This window comes from Roseibium sediminicola (assembly GCF_023156505.1).
Taxonomy (GTDB): domain Bacteria; phylum Pseudomonadota; class Alphaproteobacteria; order Rhizobiales; family Stappiaceae; genus Roseibium; species Roseibium sediminicola.
Map to the genome: position 1 here is coordinate 358,214 of NZ_JALNMJ010000003.1, position 20,563 is coordinate 378,776.

Genomic DNA, 20,563 nt, shown 5'->3' on the forward strand with positions numbered 1-20,563 from the left:
AAATGGATATGCTCTGGTCTAAGGCTGAACTCCAGGGTCCCGACCTTAGACCAGTCTCATAAAGAAGAGATTATCAGATTATTTCCTGAACGTTCTGTTTCAGGTGGCTAGGGTCAGGACCCATTCATTTGAGTGAAATGGTAGGGATGAATTTGTTCGGATACGAGGCGCAAAGCTGCAGGAAACCGTCCGGTTTCCAAAGATTTGCAACGACGTTGCCGGGCAAATTCCCCCTATCCCGGAGGGACGCAAAAACGGCTTTGATTTGCTGCGTCAAACCGCTCAACCGGGCAGGAAGCCCGCTTTTCGCGCTTTTCCTTGCAACTCGTTGCCGTTTGTTGCGCCATTTCGATCAAATGAATGAGTCCTGACCCTAGTACACAAAACCTAGTCCAGCCCCATGCAGGACGCATAGAAGCTGGTGGTGGCCGGCCAGTCGGAGAAGATGCCCTTGACGCCGACCTGCTGCGCCAGCACATCGACCACCTCCAGCACGCGGCCGTCGCCGTCGATGGCTTCGCCGATGCTCTGGTAGTACCAGCCGCCGCCCGACGAAAGTGGACCGGAGCGTTCCAGCGTCCAGGTGATCAGATATAGGCCGGCCGCCTTGGCTTCGCGCGCATAGGGCGAGGGCACGATCTTGCCATCTTCCAGGCTCAGGAGCACGAAGAGCGGCGGTGCGATGTAATTGACGCCCATGGCCTTCAACTCCGCCATGGACGGCGAGAAACTCGACGGATCCATCGGATTGAGGTCCCGGCGGGCATCGAGATAGACCGCCTGTTTGCCGAATTCCGGCTCGTTCTCGATCCAGTAGAGGACATCAGCAAGATTGAAGGACTGCGCAAAGACGTTTTCAGGCGCAATGCCGGCCGCCTTGTAGTCGTCGATCAGTTTCTGGGCATAGTCTTCCTGCGTCATGCCCTCATAGGGCATGGCGACTTCAGGTGCTTTCAGTTCCGGTGTGAACGCCACGCCGAGATCCTCGAACAGCCGGATGCTTTCGGCATGGGTCATCAGCGTGCCGGCGCCGCCGTAAAGCTCGGTGCGCCAGGGGGCGGTGCCCTTCAGATAGGCTTCTGCGCTTGTTGCCGTCTTGTCTGCGCCGTCCATCTTGCCGCGCAGAGACTTGAATTCGGCGAGCGTCAGGTCGGAGGTCCGGCATTCGGCCGATGCCGGCTGGTCGCCTGTTGCCGGGGCAAAGCCCTTGGTGCATTTGCCAGCCAGCTCCGTCGCGAGAATGTTGGTCGTCGTATGCAGATCATTCTGGGAATGCCGGCACACCAGCTCCTTGTCCGCGGTAAACGTCACATCGCATTCCACAATGCCGGCGCCCATGCGGGCCGCCGCCCGGTAGCCCTCTTGCGTGTGCTCGGGAAACATCAACGGTGCGCCCCGGTGAGAGATCGAAAACAGCGTGCGTTTCGCCGGTTCTCCGAGGCAGCTTTCCAGCTTGTCCTTCAAGGGGCCGTCTGCCATCTGGCCGACCAGCCAGGCGGGACGGGGACCGAGATCGATCTCGGCGGCAAAAGCGCCATGACCAAAAACAAGAGCAGCCACAAAGGCCGGAGCAAGACAAAAACGCATATTGGGTCCAAATCTTCTGGAGTGGAATTGGGTAACTAAAGCGAACCGGCGAGGGAGCAAGAGTGGGTGAGGGCGATCAGGCCTTCGACCACCTGATCCTGAGCGCTTCCGGGCCTCTCACCGAAAGGCCCTTCTTATAGCGCACGTCTGTGTCGGCCAGTTCGATGGTCCTGAACCGTTTCAAGAGAGTCGAGAAGATAATATCCATGTCGAGCCGGGCCAGGTGATTGCCGAGGCAGAAATGGGCGCCGCGGCCAAAGGCGATGTGCCAGTTGGGCGTGCGGCCGACATCGAAACGGTCGGCATCCGGAAACTGGTTCGGATCGCGGTTGGCGGAGCCGTAAAGCACGCCGAATTTGGTGCCGCGCGGATAGGTCTTGCCGCAGAGCTCGACCTCTTCCGTGCTATAGCGGTGGAAGAAGGGCAGGGGCGATTCAAAGCGGAACATTTCCTGCACCGCCGTTTTCATCAGTCCCGGCTCGTCCCGCAAGCGCTGCATCTCGCCCGGGAATTTCAACAGCGCGTGCATGCCGCTGCCGAGCACGTCGATGGTCGAGCCATGCCCGGCCATCAGGATCAGCATGGCGGTGGAGATGAACTCGTCATGGCTCAACTGTCCCGCGCGTTCTGACTCGATCATCAGCGACAGCAGATCCTCCTTCGGATCGGCCGCCCGGGCCGCCTTGAGCTCCAGAAGGTAGTGATAGAACTCGGTGGTGTTGGTTTCGGCGAGGTCCTTGCGCGCGTCCGAGCGATCGATATCGAAATACTGGACGATATTCTCCGACCAGACCCTGAGCTGAGGACAATCCTCGTCCGGCACGCCAAGCACCCGGCCGATGATATGCCCGGGCACATGAGCGGCGAGGTCCTCGATGAAGTCGATCTCCTGCCGGTCCGCGAGACCATCCACGAGCCGGTCGACATAGGCCTGGATGTCGTCGCGCAGCCGTCCGACCATCACCGGCGTGAACAGCTTGAACACCTGTTTGCGCAGCCGGTCATGGACCGCGCCGTCGCTGTCGAGCAGGGAAAACTGCACAAAACGGGAATGATGCGGCATGTCGTGCCAGTTCTGCGCCCGCTTCAGCGCCGCAATCTCGTCCGGACTGGAAATGTGGTCCATGGAGCGGACCATCTTGCCGTGCTGGACGATCTCGGAAACATCGTCGAACCGGGACGCCAGCCAGACATCGAACTCCCCGAACCATGTCAGCCCGTCGCGTGCGCGCAGGGCCTCATAGAAGGGGTAGGGGTCCTGGGCGAAGGCCTCGGACAGCGGTTCGAAGGAAAGGTCTGTGGACGGGCTCATGTAGGGCTCTTGGCGATGGGATCGATCGGTTAGAATTGTGATTCTTGGCAGGGTCGAAGATTTGGCTGGCCGAGCGCAAGCGGAAAGCGGGAGCTATAGGCCATTAAGCGTTCGTTTTGGGGACTTATCCAAAGCACTGTGGCTGGCTCTTGGGGATAGCGAGGAAATGACAGTTCTGACGATACCCGTCAGGGTCCGTGTTTCTTAACAATTCCTAAACGCAGGGCGGGGCCCTGCTTGCGCGAGATCAGCAAGAAGTTAGGTGCGTGAGGCCGACATGCGAGTTCCAAAGGCATTTTCTGACGAGTATCAGATTTTCCTGAGGGACACCGGATTCGACAATCCCGATCCGCAATCCCTTCTGATGGACCTGGCGTCCTTAAGCATGGACGTCTACCTCAAGGAAATCGCCTGGCTGTCTGATTTCATTGGCCGGGTGCAGCGGGCGAAACGGGAAGCGGCGTGACCATTGTCCAGTAAAGCCGACGAAGAAATCGTTCGGCTGCCGTCAGGAGTTCATGGCCGCTGCATCGAAAATCCTTATGGCGGTCTCCCGATCCAACCGGGCATTGCGACCGCTGCTGGGCGGCGCACCCAGTTCCGTTGCAAAAAAGTGGATCTGAAAATACCGGACCGCGCGCATGGCATCCTCATCCAGGGTATTGCCGGGACCGCGGCTGCCGACCCAATAGCCGATCTTATTGAGATCCGTGAGGATCTCCTTGATCGGCTCGCCTGTGATGTTGCCCTGCGGGCGTCCTCCATAGACGGAACCGGTGTCATTGTCTCCCTGGCGCAGTTCGGGGTCGCTACGCAACCCTTGAAACAGGCCGCCATAAAGGCCCTCGAGCGCCGCAGGACCGGCTGCTGTAAAGCTACGAAGGGTCGGATAGCCGCGTCCGGGACCGGGCGGGCCAAAACCGGCTCTGCCTAGGCGGGGCCAGTCGAATCTGAAACCCGGATCGAAATCCCGGATATTCATCTCGACGGCAAGATCCGAATGGCCGATGACCCGCCGCGGATCGATCCCGTGCTGGTCGACAAGTTCACCGAGCAGGCGCAGCAGGGACTGGTATTGTGCCTCGGTAAAGTCTGACTCATCTTCCGTCGGTTTGACGTTTTCCAGCTCGATGCCGATCGACCGGCTGTTGACGTTCGTGTCTCCAGCCCAGTATGGGGTGCCGGAATGACCGTGGCCGCCCGCATGCCCACCCTGAATGGTGTCCGAGAGAAACTTGATGACCTGGCCATCCTGTTTCAGGATCAAGTAATGGGCTCCGGCGTGGCTCGATATTTTGCGTACGGCGCCATAAGGGTCAGATCCTGATGTAAGATGGACAACGATCAGGTCCGTACGGCTCTTGGTGCGCCGGCGCCCCGTATGCTCGGTGACCCAAACCGGCTGAAGCACGATGCTGAGGCCGTCATGACGCACGGACCATGCTTCCCCGTCTGCAGTCGACCGGGACGCCGTTGTCGCGCTTGCGATACGCGCGCGGCCCGGGTTGCCTTCGATCTTGACCTTGATGTCAAGCGGTCGATACACCCGACCGGCCCCGGCCGCGAAAGGGCGGGACAGGTTTGGGCCGACCGATGCCTCGCTCCAGAATTCCGGCAGGATACGAAGTAGATACGTGCCATTTGCAGATGGCAGCGTGAGCGTGACACGCCCGCGGCTGTTGGTCTGTGCCAGCGCATCCGCGCGTCTGAGGGTGGAAAAGGGCCGGCGCGCCTCCTCGGCCGTCACTTCATAGAGAAACACGTCCGCCGCCTCGACCGGGTCATCGAAATGGTGCCGACCCGCGCGCAGCCTCCGCCGATTGATGCTATAGCGATTGTCTATTCTCAGTTCGGCACGCATGCGGGGCGATCCCTTTTCCGCGACGGGAACCCACGACTATAGAGGAATACCGTATTCCCGATACCTGAGAAAACTGCTGTGATCATACCCTGCATGTGGTTTGGCGAAGGAGCCGGATGCGCGCTTCGAATGCAGCTTCTTCAGGTCACTTGTTGGTGCGGATGCCCCGCCAGATAGGCTGCCTTGGCCGGCACCGATAGCCAGGCTTTCGCCTGCGCCACGCGCTCGGCCGTATAGTGATCTTCCTCGTGCAGCATGTTGACGGTGCCGACCAGCGTGTCGCCGAGAACCACCGGCAGGTTGATCACCGAGCCGCAGCCGAGTCGGCCGATCAGTTCAAAATCCGGGAACACCGTGGCGATGTCGGCCAGCGTGTTGGCAACAAAACACTCCCTGTCGGTGTGCACGATCTTGAACCAGCGGTCATAGGTGACCGGCTTGGTGCCGGAGACCGGATAGGCCTCCGGGTGGGAGGTATAGGACCGGCGCGCGGTTTCCGTTGCCATATCCACGGTCATGAAAGTGAACAGCTTGACACCGACCGTGGCCCGGGTGAGAGCCAGAAGCGCGTCAAAGGCGGCCGCCCTCGACGTGGCAAGCGACAGGGCATGGTCAAAGGCGGCCAGCGGGCCGTTGAAATCGGTCATTGAAAATCTCGGATCAGGCAGGTTGCAGGGTGCCGCCACTGGCAGCGTAAAGTTCACGGGAATAGGTGTCTTTCAAGTGCCCTGATTTCAGGGCGTCCACCCCGGCGATTTCGACAATACGGCCGTGGCGCATGACGGCCAGCCGGTCGCACAGGAACGAAACCACGGGCAGATTGTGGGTGACCATCAAATAGGTCAGTCCGTTTTCCCGGCGCAGCTTCTTCAAAAGGTTCAGGATCTCCGCCTGAACCGAGACATCCAGTGCGGAAGTCGGTTCATCCAGCAACAGCACCTTCGGTTCCAGCATCAAGGCCCTAGCAATCGCGACGCGCTGGCGCTGACCGCCCGAGAGCTGGTGCGGGTAGCGGAAGCGGAAGCGCTGGTCGAGGCCGACGGCCGCCAGCATGTCCTTGACCCTGGCGTCCCTGCCGCCGATGCCGTGAATGGCGAGCGGTTCGGCGAGGCAGCTGTCGACGGTCTTGCGCGGATGCAGTGAGCCGTAGGGATCCTGGAACACCATCTGGCAGGTTTCGGCGAAAGCGACGTCCGGCGCATGGCCCCGCGCCTTGCCGAGAACCGACATCGTGCCGGTCCAGTCCGGTGCGAGGCCGGAGATCGCCTTCAGGATGGTCGATTTGCCCGACCCGGATTCGCCGACCAGCGCAAAACTCTCGCCTGCCGCGACGCTGAAGGAAGCCTCATGGACGACCTTGGTGGTGCCGTAACTGACAGTGAGTTTGTCGAGATGAATGGCGGGTGTGCTCATGTGCCTGCTCCCGTGGTCCAGGTGCTGCGGTCGAGCACGGGCAGTTCCTCGCGGGTTTCATTCATGCGCGGCATGGCGGCAAGGAGCCCGCGCGTATAGGGATGGCTGGCTTCGTGAAGCTTGCTTGCCACGCATTCCTCGACGATCTCACCGCTGTTTATGACCAGGATGCGGTCGCAATAGCGCCCGACCAGGTTGAGGTCGTGGCTGATCAGGATCAGCCCCATGCCCTTGCCGGTGACAAGGTCGTCGATGATGTCGAGCACCTGTGCTTGTACAGAAACGTCCAGCGCGGAGGTCGGCTCGTCGGCAATCAGCAGGTCCGGTTCCGGGATCAGCATCATGGCGATCATCACCCTTTGGCCCATGCCGCCCGAGACCTCGTGCGGATAGAGCTTCGCGACCCGCTCAGGATCGTTGATCCGGACAGCTTCGAGCATGGCCAGCACACGGGCTTTCAGGTCACGGCGCAGCAGATACTTGTGTGTGACAAGGGCCTCGGCGATCTGTTCGCCGATGGTCATGACCGGGTTCAGCGAGAATTTCGGATCCTGCATCACCATGGAAAGGCGCGCTCCGCGCAATTGCCGCATCTGCCGCTCGCTTTGAGACAGCAGATCGATCCCATCAAAGCGCATGGTCCTGGCCGTGACCAGGCCCGGCTTGCGGATCAAACGCAGGATCGCGCGGCCGGTCATGGATTTGCCCGAGCCGGATTCGCCGACAATGCCGAGCCGTTCGCGCCCGAGCGAAAACGAGATGCCCTTGACCACGTCGACGGGGCCGCGTGAGGTCGGGAAGGTGACGGTGAGGCCGTCGATTTCGAGGAGTGGCGCGCTCATGACTTGTCTCCCTGCTTGGGATCGAGCACGTCGCGCAGGCCATCACCGAGGAAACAGAAGCCGAGGCTCACCAGGATGATGGCAAAGCCCGGCATGGTCGCGACCCACCACTGGTCGAGAATGAAGGTGCGTCCGCGCGAGATCATCGCGCCCCATTCAGGCAGCGGCGGTTGGGCACCAAGGCCGAGAAAGCCGAGACCGGCGGCGGTCAGGATGATGCCGGCCATGTCGAGCGTCACCCGGACAATGGTCGAGGACGCACAGAGGGGCAGCACATGGCGCAGGATCACCCGGGCCGGGGAGGCGCCCTGAAGGCGCACGGCCGCAATGAATTCCGCATCCCGGAAGGTGATGGTTTCGGCGCGGGCGATGCGGGCATAGACCGGCCATGCGGTGATGGCGATGGCGATGATCGCGTTTTCGATGCCCGGCCCAAGCGCCGCCACGAAGGCCAGCGCCAGGATCAGCTTGGGCATGGACAGGAAAATATCCGTCAGCCCCATCAGGATCCGGTCGGTCCAGCCGCCGAAATAGCCGGAAACCGCGCCGACGATCAGGCCGATGGGCGCGGCAATGACCGCGACCATGGTGACGATCAGGAGCGTGATGCGGGCGCCGTAGACGACCCGGGAAAAGATATCCCGTCCGAGTTCGTCTGTACCCATCAGGTGATCGGCCGAGGGCGGCATCAGCCGGTTGGCAAGATCCTGGCCGACGGGCGAATAGGGCGCAATCCAGGGGGCGAACACCGCCATGGCGATCAGCACCAGGATGATCACGGCGCCGACAACGGCAAGCGGGTTGCGCATCAGCGCGGTGAATACCCGGTAGCTGCGGCCAAGCGTGGCCTGCAGGCGGGAAGTGGGACTGTCGTCGAGAAGCCAGGCGATCATCTGCGGGCCCTCGGATCGAGAATGCGGTAGAGCACGTCGGATATCTTGTTGATCAGGATGAAGACCGCGCCGATGACCAGGGTCGCGCCGAGCACGGCGTTCATGTCGGCGGTCAAAAGCGCGTTGGTGAGATAGTTGCCGATCCCGGGCCAGGAAAACACCGTCTCGATCATCACCGAGCCTTCCAGAAGAGCGGCATAGGAGAGGCCGATGACGGTGATCAGCTGAATGCGGATTGGGTAAAAGGCGTGGCGCCAGATCACCCGGCGCTCCGGCACGCCCTTGACCCGGGCGGTGGTGACATATTCATGGCCGAGCTGGTCGAGCATGAAGGACCGGGTCATACGGGCTATGTAGGCCAGGCTGAAGAAACCGAGGATCGAAGCTGGCAGCAGCAGGTGGTCGAGGGCATTCCAGAAGATGTCCCACTCGCCGGCGATCACGCTGTCGATCAGGTAAAGCCCGGTGACCGGGTCGAGAATGCCGTCATAAAAGATGTCGATCCGGCCCGGACCTGCCACCCAGCCGAGACCGGCATAAAAGACGGCCAGTCCCACCAGTCCCAGCCAGAAGGCGGGAACGGAATAGCCGAGCAGGCCAAGCACGCGGATCAGCTGGTCCGTCCAGGTTCCCTGGCGGGTCGCCGCCAGGACGCCCATGGGCACGCCGAGCAGCACACCGATCAGGATACCGATCGTGGCCATTTCCAATGTTGCCGGGAAGAACCGCGCAAGATCCTCGACCACCGGTCGTCCCGTGGAGATCGACATGCCGAGATTGCCGGTAAAAACATCGCCGACATAGGTGAAGAACTGGACGATCAGCGGCCGGTCCAGCCCCATTGCCTGGCGGGCGGCCTCATAGACTTCGTTCGAGGCCCGGTCGCCGACGACGGCCAGCACTGGATCGATCGGCACGACGCGGCCAATGAAGAAGGTAATCGCCAGCAGACCGAGAAAGGTGCCGGTGGTGACCAGGGCAAACCGGAACAGGGCGGCCATACTGCCAAGGACCCGGTCCGCCAGCTGATCACCGCGCGCTTCGGCGGCGCTTTCGACCGGCTCAAAGGACATGTTGCCCCCGCCGGATCGATTCTCGCTGCCCTTTTGACTGTGTCATGGCGTGTCCCTGGCTGTGTGACTCAACTTGCGAGCAAGCGAAGTCAACTGTCTGATCCTAAATGTACTTTCCTGATATCCGCAGCGCCGGAATCTCGAAAGCCATCTAAAAAGTTCTTGGAGCATACAAAAAAATCTGCTTACATCAAAAAAATTTTGATGGGAGTAAAAATCTTTGAGCAGCTCGACGGCACGTACCGCCACCGATACGGAGACGAGGGTCGGCACGCTGATCCGCGCCCGCCGCAAGCAGCTCGGCTTGACCCTGCAGCAACTCGGCGATGCGTCGAATCTCTCGGTCGGTTATCTCAGCCAGGTCGAGCGCGATCATGCGACGCCTACCCTCGGTTCGCTTGCGGGCATCGCCAGGGCGCTTGGTGTGGGGCTGGATTATTTCGTTGCCCAACCGAGGGCGCAGGATGCGCTGACGCGGTCCGGTTCCCGGCCGCATTTTTCGATTTCCGGATCTACGGTTAGTTATGAGCGGCTGGCGACGGAATTTCCAGGCAGCCAACTCTCCTCCTTCATCCTCACCGTGCCACCGGGCTATGCCTCTGAAACGGTAAGCCACGAGGGTGAGGAGCTGATCTACATCCTGGAAGGCTCGATCACCCAGTTCCTGGACGGCGAGGCCATGGTGATGACGGCGGGCGACAGCCTGCATTACCGGGGCAACACGCCCCATGCCTGGTCGAACCCCAACGAGGCACCGGCCCGGATCCTGTGGACCGGCACGCTGACGATCTTCAATGCCGGCGACGAGAAAACCAGCCGCATCGAGCTGGTGTCGCCGGACAAGACCGGGGCGGAAACGCCCCAATCCAACAACAAGAACAAAACCCAACCCTGACAGACGGAGACGAGGAATGAAGCTCTTGAAAGCAGCGCTTCTGGCGGCCGCCCTGGCCCTGCCGGTCGCGCAACAGGCCAATGCGGCAACCCCGGACAACCTTTTGGTCGTGGCCCAGAACATCGACGACATCGTCGCCATCGATCCGGCCCAGGCCTATGAATTTTCCTCTGGCGAACTGGTGACCAACGTCTATGACCGTCTGGTCCAGTATGACGCTGAGGATCCGACCGTGCTCGCCGCCGGCCTGGCCTCCGACTGGCAGGCCGACGCGGACGCCAAGTCGATCACTTTCACTATGCGCGACGGGGCGACCTTCCATTCCGGCAATCCGGTCCGCCCGGAAGACGTCGCCTTTTCCTTTGCCCGCGTCATCAAGCTCAACCTGACCCCGGCCTTCATCCTGGCCCAGCTCGGCTGGACGGCGGAGAATGTCGAGGACATGGTCACGGTCGACGGCAACAAGGTCATCGTCAAATACGAGGGCGATTTCTCGCCAGCCTTCGCACTCAACATTCTGGCGAGCCGTCCGGCTTCCATCGTCGACGAGAAGACGGTGATGGCCAACGAGACCGACGGCGACATGGGCAATGCCTGGCTGAACGCCAATTCGGCCGGCTCCGGCCCGTTCGAGCTGCAGTCCTACCGTCCGGGCGAACTGGTGCGCTTCAAGGCCAACGCGAACTATTTCAAGGATGGCCCGAAGGTTGATGGCGTTATCATCCGCCATGTTGCCGAAGCGGCAACCCAGCAGCTGCTGCTGACGTCCGGCGATGTCGACATGGCCCGTAACCTGACCCCGGACCAGATCGCCGGCATGGACAGCGATGCATTGAAAGTGGAGACCTATCCGCAGGCCGCCGTGCATTTCCTGTCCTTCAACCAGAAGCAGGACGCGTTGCAGCCGGAAGCCGTCTGGGACGCCGCGCGCTATCTCGTCAACTACAAGGGCATGACCGACAGCTTCCTGAAGGGGCAGATGGAAATCCACCAGGCCTTCTGGCCAAAGGGCTTCCCGGGCTCCTATGACGAGACGCCGTATTCCTACGATCCGCAAAAGGCCAAGCAGATCCTGGCCGATGCGGGCATCGAAACCCCGGTCACCGTCACCCTTGACGTCATCAATGCCGCACCGTTCACCGACATGGCCCAGTCGCTGCAGGCAAGCTTTGCTGAAGCCGGCATCAATTTCGACATCATCCCGGGCACGGGCTCGCAGGTGATCACGAAATACCGCGAGCGCAGCCACGAGGCGATGCTGCTTTACTGGGGCCCGGATTTCATGGACCCGCATTCCAACGCCAAGGCCTTTGCCTATAACAGCGACAATTCCGACGACAATTACCAGGCAACCACCACCTGGCGGAATGGCTGGGCCGTGCCGGAAGAACTGAACGACATGACCAAGGCGGCCCTGTCGGAAAGCGATCCGGACAAGCGCAACGCCATGTATGGCGAGCTGCAGAAACGGGTTCAGGAAAAATCGCCGATCGTGATCATGTTCCAGGCCGCCTATCAGGTTGCCATGGACAAGAAAGTCGAAGGCTACGTCAACGGCGCCACTTCGGACTTCGTCTATTACCGCCTGGTGACGAAGAACTGATTGTTATGCCTGTGAGACCGCCCCGGATCCCGGGGCGGTTTTTAAATGTCCCGCACCTACCTCTCCAACGTCATCCCGGCCAAGCGAAGCGCGAGCCGGGACCGGGGAGCCACCCAAACTCATAGGGCACTGGCTCCCCGGTCCCGGATCTCCGCTGCGCTCCGTCCGGGATGACGAACTTGATGCAACAAGTCATCATCGCATGGTGGTACGACTTTCCTCCGGAGCTCCAAAATGTCTTCCCTACACGATCAGCGCCTGGCCGCCCTGCGCCAGCGCATGTCCGAGACCGGCACCGACCTGGTTGTCCTCGGCCCCTCCAGTCACATGGTCTATCTCGCCGGTGTCGACCCTCATGGCGACGAACGTCCGGTGATGCTCTTGGTGTCGCAATCCCATGCCGGTTTCCTGATGCCGGCGCTCAACGCCGACAGCAGCCGCCAGAAAACCCATTTGCCGTTTTTCACCTGGGGCGACGACAACGGCCCGGACACGGCGCTCGCCGATCTTCTGGCGGCCTCCGGCCTGCCGGACACCCCGAGCGTCGTTCTTGATGAGACCATGCGCGCGGATTTTGCGCTGCTGCTGCTGGACGCGGTGCCGGGCGCAAGCCGCCGCTTCACCGAAGACACGGTCGGCTTCCTGCGCGCCCGCAAGGATGACGGGGAATTCAAGCTCCTGAAGCAAAGTGCCTTGTTGAACGACCGTGCGATCCAGGCCGGCTTCGACGCGTTGAAGGAAGGTGTTTCGGAACTGGAAATCGCGGCCGTCATCCGGGACGTCTACAAGCAGGCCGGAGCTGTCCCTGTCTTCACAAGCGTCTGTTTCGCCGGCAACGGCGCGTTCCCGCATCACCATACCGGCGAAACAAAACTCAAAGCCGGTGAGGCCGTCCTGATCGACGCGGGCGGCTCTCTGGACGGTTATCCCTCCGACATGACCCGGGTCGGTTATCTCGGCACACCGAGCGAGGAGTTCCGGAAGGTCCACGCCATTGTCGACCGCGCGGTCGAGGCAGCGCTGGCCGCGGCAAAACCCGGCGTCAAGGCTTGTGAAGTCGACAAGGCTGCGCGCGAAGTCATCGCGGCTGCCGGCTATGGCGACCGCTTCCCCCATCGCACCGGTCATGGCATGGGCATCGACATCCACGAGCCGCCCTATCTGACGGCGACCTCTGAAACCGTGCTGGACGAAGGCATGGTGTTTTCCATCGAGCCCGGCATCTACCTGCCGGGAGCGTTCGGTCTGCGTCTGGAAGACATCGTCATCCTGCGCGAGAACGGCCCGGAGATCCTGTCCGACATGCCACGGACGGCGCAGCTGCGCTGAGGGGCAAGGGGCGATAGCAATCTTTCGCCAAAGCTCTTGGCAACGACGTCACCTTCGGAGTCATCCCGGCCAAGCGCAGCGCGAGCCGGGACCCACTCGCAGAGCCGCTTGTCAAAGCGATGGTGGGACTTCAAAGGGGGGCTTCACGCCTGCGCTCTGCAAACGAGTAGGCCCCGGGTCTCCCTCTGGTGGCCCGGGGTGACACCGGGATATGTGGCCTGCCTGTCAAATGCGATAGCCCTGCGGCTGGGGGAGGGGCCCCCGGCCGGTCATACGGCTGTCGGTGATCAAGACCCGCATTCCCGTGACTAAAATCACTGATTGTCACTACGGTCTGATACACTCTCGTTGTTCAAAGGTGTCCGGGTGCCTTGAAACGAGAGCCGCTGCCCCATGTCCAAGACCGAACTTTATCTGCCGAGCAATCTGAACGCGGTGCACGTGATCGGCGTGACACCGGCCGATCACCACAAGCTGGCCGGTTTGCGCATCGCCGGCTATCTGGAGGCCGACCGGGCCGGGCATCCCGACCGGTCGTTCACTGACCACGGCAAGATCCGCCCGACGGTCTATTTCGCCAACGGTTCCCGCTACACCCAGTCCCACCGGGATCCCGACAATATCGGCTACCACCCGCCGAGCGGCAAACATCTCTTCTTCGGCAACGTCGACAAGGACATCTACGACAGCAAACGACGGGACAGGCGTGAGTTCATAGCCTGGCTGGAAGGCCTTGCGGGCCCCTCCGGCCAGCCCTGCTCAACCATGCCGCCACCTCTGGGCGACCGCTTCGAGGGCCGCAAGCTGTTGGAAATCAAGGAAGGCGGCATGATCCATCCCTCCCGCTCGGCGCTGGTCTCGGTCTCTTACCAGGTCGCTGTCCAGCTCGTCAAAAGCATCCGCCTGCGCTATGGCGGCAAACGGAAGTTTGCCCCGACAGGAGAATGGTATTTCGGTGAAACACCGTTTGGATAATCTGGAAAATTGTCCGGAAAAATGGTCGGGCAGGCCGGATTTGAACCGACGACCCCTTCACCCCCAGTGAAGTGCGCTACCAGGCTGCACCGCCTTCGGCTATCATAGAAGACTGAATGAATTCAGCTGCTTATGGCAGTCTACGATCTTCCTTTCGCTACTGCAAGACCCGAATTTATCGTACTAGCTGTGCCCACAGTGTGCCAGGAGTGTGCCAGGGGCTCCGGTATATACACAGCAGCCACACACTTGAATTCAGGAGTTTTGTACAGACGGGGAAAGGACTGCAGTTCGGAAGGGCGGGGGATGCTGCCACCCCGGGGGTATGGGGATACTGAGCATGGCCCATCCATATTTTCTGTTGCTGGAGGTTGTCCAATCCAAAGTCAAAACTTTGATGCTGCAAAAACTCCCCACGGTGCGGCTTGGCACCTCTTTTCAACATCGCCTGAATGAGATACAACTTATAATTGTTTATGTGTTCGCAGCGGGTTGAAGTATGGCGGAAATTGCGTGACAGAAGAAGATATCTCGAAGGTTGCTCAAGCCTGTTTTCAAGGCTGTCCTACCATCGTCCTTGGTAGCGGGGCTTCGATGCCTCATGGACTCCCAAGCATGGGCGATTTGAGCACATACCTTTGCAAAAACATCAACGTAGAAGGCAAAGCCGAAAAAGACGCCTGGTTGACGGTCGAGAACGCTCTCTCCAACGGCGACCACCTTGAAGCGGCTTTGGAGGGTAAGAATCTGCCCAACTCACTTCTGTCGAAAATCGTAGGTTTGACCTGGCGTTGTGTGAACGACAAAGACATGCTGCTATTGGAAGCCGCAGGCACCGACAATGAGAATTTCGCGTTGGGGGAGTTGCTGGCGAGTATGTTCAGCAGCACCCAAAACGAGATTCACGTCGTTACTACCAACTATGACCGCGTTGCTGAGTTTGCTTGTAATTCCAAGAACGTGCTGTTTCAGACAGGCTTCGCACCGGGTTACATTCAAAAATGGGAAAGCACGGGGCGCGTCAAGTTTACACACGGCACCAAGCCGTCCCGCGTCGCAAAAATCTGGAAAATTCATGGTTCGCTCGACTGGTTTCGTACTGCGGATGAGAGGACCATTGGGCTCCCCGTGTTCGAACTGCCTTCAGCTGAGCACTACACTCCGCTCATCGTTACCCCAGGTCTAAACAAATACGAGAAAACTTATGAGGATCCCTTTAGAACAACCATCAACGGGGCGGACGCCGCACTAAAAAATGCCTCCGCTTTCCTCTGTGTAGGCTTCGGATTTCGAGACCAGCACATCCATCCGAAGATTATCGAGCGATGCCGGGAGAGGAATGTGCCCACCGTGGTTCTGGCACGCACGCTGACAGATGAGGCAAAAAGCTTTCTGAAAGAAAAGGCGGGTACGAACTATTTGGGCATCGAACGATCCGGAACTGGGAGCCGGGTTTTCTCGCCAACTTCGCCAAAGGGAAGCGAGGTGAACATGCCAGATCTTTGGTCCCTCGACGGCTTCAACAATTTAGTCCTATAGGCGGTCCTTATGCCCATTTTTGATTTCTCAGACAAAGAAGCACTTGGAAGCGTTATTTCCGTGGACACTGCAGCAGCTACAATCCGTGTCGATGATCTTGATCGTTTGAAGCGTCTCCAGGTCAACCGGTTAGTGGTTCTTCAAAGCAGTAGGCCTGGACAACATCTGATCGGCATTGTCGTGAAGATCACCCGCAAGCCTGATGCGCAAGAGTTGAACGAAACTGAGCTTGGCGACGACGAACTTGTTCCGAACGAAAACAATCTTGTGAAGATCACACTTATCGGCACGCTTTTGAACCGAGTCGGGAGCGATCAAAATGTGTTTCGCCGGACTCTTGAGACTGTTCCCGAAATCGACGCGAATTGCTTTTCGTTGGAAGGGGATCGACTCACAAAATTCATGCAAGTGATCTCTGATGTCGATACTGACGGGCCAAAGTTGTCGTTGGGAAATTTCACGTTAGATGATGAAGCAATTGCTTATCTTAATGGGAATAAACTTTTTCAGCGTCACGCCGTCATAGTTGGTAGCACTGGCTCAGGAAAATCGTGGACGACAGCCCGCTTGCTTGACCAGATTGCTGAACTGTCCCAAGCCAACGTTGTGTTGTTCGATATTCATGGCGAATACCGCCCGCTGAAAAGTGAGGCTTTTAGGCATCTTCGGATCGCTGGACCTACTGACATTGAAAACAGCCGTGGTTTGAGCGATGGCGTGCTTCACCTGCCATATTGGTTGCTAGGCTACGAAGCATTGGTGTCGATGTTTGTAGATCGCAGCGACCAGAATGCTCCAAACCAGTCAATGATTATGACCCGCGCCATCGTTGACGCAAAAAAGAGCTCTCTTGACGCTGTTGCGCACAGGGAAATCCTGGAAAATTTTACGATTGATAGCCCAGTGCCCTTTGATATCGACACTGTTCTTAAGGGGTTGAAGGATCTGGATGAAGAAATGGTACCAGGTGCCAGGTCTGGATCAGAGAAGCAGGGCCCGTATCATGGCAAACTGAGTAGGTTGATTAGCCGTCTCGAAGCCAAGCGAAATGACCGTCGTTTAGCCTTTCTGTTTCAGCCCCCAAGTGAATGTATGGACATGTCATGGTTGGATCTAATGGTCCATAGCTTGGTGGCCGGACGTGGATCACAAAATGACAAGAAAGGTGGCATAAAGATCATCGATTTTTCGGAGGTACCTTCAGACGTATTGCCACTGATGGTGAGCTTGCTGGCCCAGATCGTTTTCTCAACAAGCATCTGGACGAAATCTGAAAACCGCCATCCAATCGCAATCATGTGTGACGAGGCACACCTTTATATTCCGGAACGTTTGCAGGCTGACAGTTCGGATTCCGTTGCCGTCGAGATCTTTGAACGAATTGCCAAAGAGGGTCGAAAGTACGGAATTGGCCTTGTAGTGATTAGCCAACGACCATCAGAGGTAAACCGAACCGTACTTAGTCAATGCAATAACGTGGTAGCGATGCGTCTGACTAACGGTGACGACCAGAGTGTTATCAAGCGGCTCTTGCCGGACAGCCTAGGTAGCTTTGGTGATTTGTTGCCCGTTCTGGACATAGGCGAGGCGTTGGTTGTTGGTGACGCCAGTCTGCTGCCAACACGCATCCGAATCGCAGAGCCAAACATGAAACCAGACAGCCAAACCGTTGCCTTTTGGGAGCGCTGGAACGAGACAGAACCCAAATCTGACACGACAAATTCCATACGAGCGTGGCGGCGTCAAAGCATGAATTGACCGAAATCGAGTGCTCGCTAGGGACAATATCAAAGGTTCAAGCCCGCTCCCTCGACCACTCTCAAGAAGCCTTCAATTGCCTTCCTCTGACCTTTGTCACTGAGATCATAACCAACGCCTTCGATCACGATTTCAGGATCATCAGAGGTTATCCAACTGACACTTGCACTCCCGGCCTGAGCAGCAACCACCAGCAATCGATTGATCCGGTTGTTCGTGTAGGTAGGTGGCTTGTCGTCTCGGTATCGTCGGTAGTTGTTCCACCTCCCGTTTAAGCCATTCGCCTCAGCTGTTTCCCCGACATAAACCTGACCATCCAGACGCAAGAGGTAGACGCCGGGAGCCTTAGTCTGCACCCTTGGAAAACAGGGCCGCCCTCGGTCATCAAACTGGATCTTGCCTTGATGGGGCCAGGTGAATTTGGAGCTGATCTCGAACATTCGGGGCGTCTATTCAGTGGCGCAGTGCAGGAGTTCGGGGGGATGATCCTATAGGATATATATATAGCATTACCCCCCCAAAAACTGTGAGTGGATCAACGGTCTACGACCTTTCGTGAGCAGAACAGACGCTTATTTAACTCACGGATTGAATGGAAATTCTCTTTTGAGGAACTCAAGAACCGAGCTAGGGTCGCCAAATCCTTGCTTAACGAGGGTATCGACGACGTCTTTGCCACTGAAGAAGATTATTGGGTGTTGGTCAGAGCGGACTTCCTCGTAAGCCTGTTTTCCAATCACCGAAGTCGTGACGAGAACCCCGAACTCGCGATGGCGTATCCTTGAAATGAGGCGAGCAACCTCTTTCACCCCCACGGTCGTAGGCGTGTGACCTCCAATAGCAGGACGGTAACATTTCGCCTCAAGAGCAAACTCTGCATAGACTGGGTCATCGAAAAGCCCCAACTGATACCTACCGATTGCATCCCTACCGCCGTCGCTTGACTGTTGAGTAATCTGGTCGATCAAAACGCGTTGGTCATGCATCTGGAAGATACGAGCTGCGAAAAATTCAAATAGCCTAGGCGACTTTTCGAAGTGGTCAAAAACCGTGGTGAGGATCGCTCTACCGTTCTTGTCGCTGGGAGTTTGATCCGTCACTGATCGAATGTTCGAGGTGCTTGGTGACAGGAGTGGCTTGGTTTTTCCTTCACACGCCCATTGGCTCCATACAGATGGAACTGACCCTGCTGTTGTCCCCGGAATAGCGGCTACGAGGTCATCAATCCATGCCCTTGAGATTGTAGAACAGTCGAGGATCGTGAATATGGCTTGGTAGTTTTGAAACCGCTGCCCGTTTGTTGTTCGCCAAATGGCAATCAGATCAGAATTTGCCGTGAGACCAGGATAACCAGGAGCAGCAAGCCCTTTGAACTGAACTGACCGGCTACTCTGTTTCGTTGGGTATTTCTGGAACACGAAGAAAGGCGGGATATTTTGGCGCTCGGTCACCGTTGCATGAAGGTCGGAAAAAACTTGTTTCAGTAGCCGGTTCCCGCCGCGCTGGGTTTCGTGCAACTCATGCCCTGGGGTTTTGTTGTCCCCATAGTACGAGAACTTGCCTGTACTCGGATCGATAATGTCCGGCCAATCGGCATCAAGGCCACTCGTATACAACACTACGAACCGCTCTTTCCCTCTTTTGCCCGCAGCCCTAAATCCACCTTGATTACCCGTACCAGGCAGAAGCTTAGAGATAGGATCGTCAGAAGCGTTCCCCGCTGTGCCGCCTTCGTAAACAGCATCAATGACGAGGTCAGAGCAGGAGAGTTCCTGAAAAGGTATGATTTTGACCATTCGTTCGTTAGTCCAGCATCTAAACGCACAGGATTGCACGTTCTCAAAAGAAAATATCTATTTAGATTCATATAGATAGCTCTAGGAGTAGCTTTGTGGCTCCGGTGGTAATTCTTCCGAGTTCCTATCTATAGACCTCAGCGGCCGTTTATTCGAATCCTAGACCATATCCGTTGATCCAATGTCGTGGTTGGCCTCATTCTTTACCCTTCTGGCCCTCGAAATCCCATCGACGCTTATTGAAACGAGCATATTCCGGCTGTTGGATCAGTTCATTCGCATGACCGACAAGTTGCCGGATAGAGTTTGTCCTCGTGACATGCTGAGATGATTGAATAAATAGAGTGTTGCAATCCCTGGCTTTAAGCGTGGTTGTACGTTACGCTTCCTACCAGGGGGAGTGAACAATGAAAAACATATGTAAACTCATCGTGGGCTTGGGCGTCATTTTGGCGATCACCTCGAACGCTTATGCGCATGGCGGAGGATGTCGAAAAGACAGCCCCAAAGGCAAGTGTTGCCACGCCGGCAGCAAGCCTTACCACTGCCACTGACTAACACGTCGCCATTCATATCGTTGAGACCCTCGTATCAGGTCTAACGGTGATAATGACTTTAGATTGTTAGTCGGAAGCCAAATGAAAAAATCTGCCCGAGTTCTTGGTGCGCTGCTGCTGTTGTCCGGATGCAATACGACCAAGGAGTCTTTTTACAGCAATCCCTCCGCAGCCGGAGAGGTCGAGTTGTGCCGAAGCTATCTGAATACGCCGGATCAAGCGTTCAAGAGAGACATAGCCACTGAACTTACCAGGCGAGGAATCTACACTACGCACTGTCGCTCAAAGGTCGAAACTCGAGATGCTCAGATTGTAGCAGGCCTGGCCGCGGCTGCACTTGTTGGTGCTGCAGTGGCAGCGTGTTCAAGTGGGGGCTGTGGAGGAGGGGGATACTCATCTCCATACCGATATGGGGAGACCGATTGGGACCAGTTTTATGACCAATATGGCCGACTGACCTGGAGATGCCGAGAGGTGCAGACTGGTCGTTTTGCGGATGACTATCGATGCTACGGTAAGGTCAAATCGGACATTCGATGGCCTGGCAAATATGCGATCTGATCGAGTTTGGTATGGGCGCTGCGTGTAGGTCCCCGGATCAGATGATCCGGGGAAACACTTAGCAGGTGATCACTCCCACGGAGCTGCTGGCTTACCGCTGGCAGGTGAAGACGCCTCAACCACGAGGCTGATACACTTAGGTCCCGCAACGTCCGGCCACGAGTCCTCGTCAGGTTCCAGATCGTCATCTGCTGCAGGTAGGCCAACGCTCTGGTTCTTTGCTGCCCTTCTCACAGCGTCCGCTGAAATGATCCAGCTTCGCCGATCACCATGGGAACGAGCTTTTTCAAAGCCGAGCCGACTGAGCAGCTGGCCTGTGCGCTGGTTGTCCGCACCTGTGTATTCCTCATCGGTGATGTCGAGCTGCAGACACTCCCGCAAGAATAGATTGTTGATCGTGCTTGTCGTGAGCTGTTTCTGCCCATCTTTGAACACCTCTCGGTAAAGTGTCAATCGGCATTGAATGTTGACCCCTTATCGGCTTCCAAAACTGACCCCTTGTTTGTGAGGAGCTGGCCCGATGCTGCGTAGTCTCCATTTAACGCAGCAGTGTCGGGCCAGCGGTGATT

17 protein-coding genes are annotated in these 20,563 nt (G+C 57.9%); 7 read left to right on the forward strand and 10 right to left on the reverse strand.

Annotated features, from left to right (window positions below):
• Nucleotides 1-387 precede the first annotated feature (387 nt).
• Both M0H32_RS07120 and M0H32_RS07125 read right to left on the reverse strand, forming a co-directional pair.
• Entirely contained in the window at nt 388-1,587 is a 1,200-nt protein-coding gene (locus M0H32_RS07120) for a glycerophosphodiester phosphodiesterase family protein (protein ID WP_248152608.1), read from the reverse strand.
• A 76-nt stretch (nt 1,588-1,663) separates the two neighbouring features.
• Entirely contained in the window at nt 1,664-2,899 is a 1,236-nt protein-coding gene (locus M0H32_RS07125; protein WP_248152610.1) for a cytochrome P450, read from the reverse strand.
• 277 nt (nt 2,900-3,176) lie between these two features.
• Between M0H32_RS07125 and M0H32_RS07130 the strand changes: the two genes are divergently transcribed.
• Complete coding sequence (locus tag M0H32_RS07130; protein WP_248152612.1) at nt 3,177-3,365, forward strand: hypothetical protein; 189 nt, start codon at nt 3,177-3,179, stop codon at nt 3,363-3,365.
• 42 nt (nt 3,366-3,407) lie between these two features.
• Here the strand turns inward: M0H32_RS07130 and M0H32_RS07135 are convergent, their stop codons facing one another.
• From M0H32_RS07135 to M0H32_RS07160, 6 genes are all read right to left on the reverse strand, one after another.
• Nucleotides 3,408-4,760: an N-acetylmuramoyl-L-alanine amidase gene (locus M0H32_RS07135; protein ID WP_248152614.1), complete on the reverse strand. Its 1,353-nt coding sequence runs from the start codon at nt 4,758-4,760 to the stop codon at nt 3,408-3,410.
• Between the two features lie 140 nt (nt 4,761-4,900).
• The gene (locus M0H32_RS07140) at nt 4,901-5,407 is read right to left on the reverse strand and encodes a GAF domain-containing protein (protein WP_248152616.1); all 507 of its coding nucleotides are present in this window, start codon (nt 5,405-5,407) and stop codon (nt 4,901-4,903) included.
• Between the two features lie 13 nt (nt 5,408-5,420).
• Nucleotides 5,421-6,173, reverse strand: a complete 753-nt coding sequence (locus M0H32_RS07145; protein WP_248152618.1) for an ABC transporter ATP-binding protein — start codon at nt 6,171-6,173, stop codon at nt 5,421-5,423.
• Nucleotides 6,170-7,015: an ABC transporter ATP-binding protein gene (locus tag M0H32_RS07150; protein WP_248152620.1), complete on the reverse strand. Its 846-nt coding sequence runs from the start codon at nt 7,013-7,015 to the stop codon at nt 6,170-6,172. Before M0H32_RS07150 ends, M0H32_RS07145 begins: the two co-directional genes overlap by 4 nt.
• A complete protein-coding gene (locus M0H32_RS07155) occupies nt 7,012-7,908 on the reverse strand; it encodes an ABC transporter permease (RefSeq protein ID WP_248152621.1) in 897 nt (298 codons plus the stop codon). Before M0H32_RS07155 ends, M0H32_RS07150 begins: the two co-directional genes overlap by 4 nt.
• Nucleotides 7,905-8,981, reverse strand: a complete 1,077-nt coding sequence (locus M0H32_RS07160; RefSeq protein ID WP_425607302.1) for an ABC transporter permease — start codon at nt 8,979-8,981, stop codon at nt 7,905-7,907. The genes M0H32_RS07155 and M0H32_RS07160 overlap by 4 nt, the downstream gene beginning before the upstream one ends.
• 220 nt (nt 8,982-9,201) lie before the next feature.
• Here M0H32_RS07160 and M0H32_RS07165 point away from each other — a divergent pair, with 220 nt between their 5' ends.
• From M0H32_RS07165 to M0H32_RS07190, 6 genes are all read left to right on the forward strand, one after another.
• Nucleotides 9,202-9,876, forward strand: a complete 675-nt coding sequence (locus M0H32_RS07165) for a cupin domain-containing protein (RefSeq protein ID WP_248152622.1) — start codon at nt 9,202-9,204, stop codon at nt 9,874-9,876.
• Between the two features lie 16 nt (nt 9,877-9,892).
• Nucleotides 9,893-11,479: an ABC transporter substrate-binding protein gene (locus M0H32_RS07170; RefSeq protein WP_248152623.1), complete on the forward strand. Its 1,587-nt coding sequence runs from the start codon at nt 9,893-9,895 to the stop codon at nt 11,477-11,479.
• A 234-nt stretch (nt 11,480-11,713) separates the two neighbouring features.
• Nucleotides 11,714-12,808 (forward strand): M24 family metallopeptidase, encoded by a 1,095-nt coding sequence (locus M0H32_RS07175; protein ID WP_248152624.1) that lies wholly within the window; start codon nt 11,714-11,716, stop codon nt 12,806-12,808.
• Between the two features lie 393 nt (nt 12,809-13,201).
• Nucleotides 13,202-13,783 (forward strand): hypothetical protein, encoded by a 582-nt coding sequence (locus M0H32_RS07180; protein WP_248152625.1) that lies wholly within the window; start codon nt 13,202-13,204, stop codon nt 13,781-13,783.
• A 513-nt stretch (nt 13,784-14,296) separates the two neighbouring features.
• Nucleotides 14,297-15,322: an SIR2 family protein gene (locus M0H32_RS29625; RefSeq protein WP_248152626.1), complete on the forward strand. Its 1,026-nt coding sequence runs from the start codon at nt 14,297-14,299 to the stop codon at nt 15,320-15,322.
• Nucleotides 15,323-15,331: 9 nt separating this feature from the next.
• The gene (locus M0H32_RS07190; RefSeq protein WP_248152632.1) at nt 15,332-17,080 is read left to right on the forward strand and encodes an ATP-binding protein; all 1,749 of its coding nucleotides are present in this window, start codon (nt 15,332-15,334) and stop codon (nt 17,078-17,080) included.
• A 29-nt stretch (nt 17,081-17,109) separates the two neighbouring features.
• On the opposite strand, the gene M0H32_RS07195 is transcribed toward M0H32_RS07190, so the two are convergent.
• Nucleotides 17,110-17,520: a GIY-YIG nuclease family protein gene (locus M0H32_RS07195; protein ID WP_248152633.1), complete on the reverse strand. Its 411-nt coding sequence runs from the start codon at nt 17,518-17,520 to the stop codon at nt 17,110-17,112.
• Between the two features lie 141 nt (nt 17,521-17,661).
• Nucleotides 17,662-18,876 (reverse strand): restriction endonuclease, encoded by a 1,215-nt coding sequence (locus M0H32_RS07200; protein WP_248152637.1) that lies wholly within the window; start codon nt 18,874-18,876, stop codon nt 17,662-17,664.
• Between the last annotated feature and the right edge of the window lie 1,687 nt (nt 18,877-20,563).

What these genes read in the sequence shown, in the direction of transcription:
- M0H32_RS07120 (WP_248152608.1), bottom strand. Translation starts at nt 1,587, where the DNA reads ATGCGTTTTTGTCTTGCTCCGGCCTTTGTGGCTGCTCTTGTTTTTGGT.
- M0H32_RS07125 (WP_248152610.1), bottom strand. Translation starts at nt 2,899, where the DNA reads ATGAGCCCGTCCACAGACCTTTCCTTCGAACCGCTGTCCGAGGCCTTC.
- M0H32_RS07130 (WP_248152612.1), top strand. Translation starts at nt 3,177, where the DNA reads ATGCGAGTTCCAAAGGCATTTTCTGACGAGTATCAGATTTTCCTGAGG.
- M0H32_RS07135 (WP_248152614.1), bottom strand. Translation starts at nt 4,760, where the DNA reads ATGCGTGCCGAACTGAGAATAGACAATCGCTATAGCATCAATCGGCGG.
- M0H32_RS07140 (WP_248152616.1), bottom strand. Translation starts at nt 5,407, where the DNA reads ATGACCGATTTCAACGGCCCGCTGGCCGCCTTTGACCATGCCCTGTCG.
- M0H32_RS07145 (WP_248152618.1), bottom strand. Translation starts at nt 6,173, where the DNA reads ATGAGCACACCCGCCATTCATCTCGACAAACTCACTGTCAGTTACGGC.
- M0H32_RS07150 (WP_248152620.1), bottom strand. Translation starts at nt 7,015, where the DNA reads ATGAGCGCGCCACTCCTCGAAATCGACGGCCTCACCGTCACCTTCCCG.
- M0H32_RS07155 (WP_248152621.1), bottom strand. Translation starts at nt 7,908, where the DNA reads ATGATCGCCTGGCTTCTCGACGACAGTCCCACTTCCCGCCTGCAGGCC.
- M0H32_RS07160 (WP_425607302.1), bottom strand. Translation starts at nt 8,981, where the DNA reads ATGTCCTTTGAGCCGGTCGAAAGCGCCGCCGAAGCGCGCGGTGATCAG.
- M0H32_RS07170 (WP_248152623.1), top strand. Translation starts at nt 9,893, where the DNA reads ATGAAGCTCTTGAAAGCAGCGCTTCTGGCGGCCGCCCTGGCCCTGCCG.
- M0H32_RS07175 (WP_248152624.1), top strand. Translation starts at nt 11,714, where the DNA reads ATGTCTTCCCTACACGATCAGCGCCTGGCCGCCCTGCGCCAGCGCATG.
- M0H32_RS07180 (WP_248152625.1), top strand. Translation starts at nt 13,202, where the DNA reads ATGTCCAAGACCGAACTTTATCTGCCGAGCAATCTGAACGCGGTGCAC.
- M0H32_RS07190 (WP_248152632.1), top strand. Translation starts at nt 15,332, where the DNA reads ATGCCCATTTTTGATTTCTCAGACAAAGAAGCACTTGGAAGCGTTATT.
- M0H32_RS07195 (WP_248152633.1), bottom strand. Translation starts at nt 17,520, where the DNA reads ATGTTCGAGATCAGCTCCAAATTCACCTGGCCCCATCAAGGCAAGATC.
- M0H32_RS07200 (WP_248152637.1), bottom strand. Translation starts at nt 18,876, where the DNA reads ATGGTCAAAATCATACCTTTTCAGGAACTCTCCTGCTCTGACCTCGTC.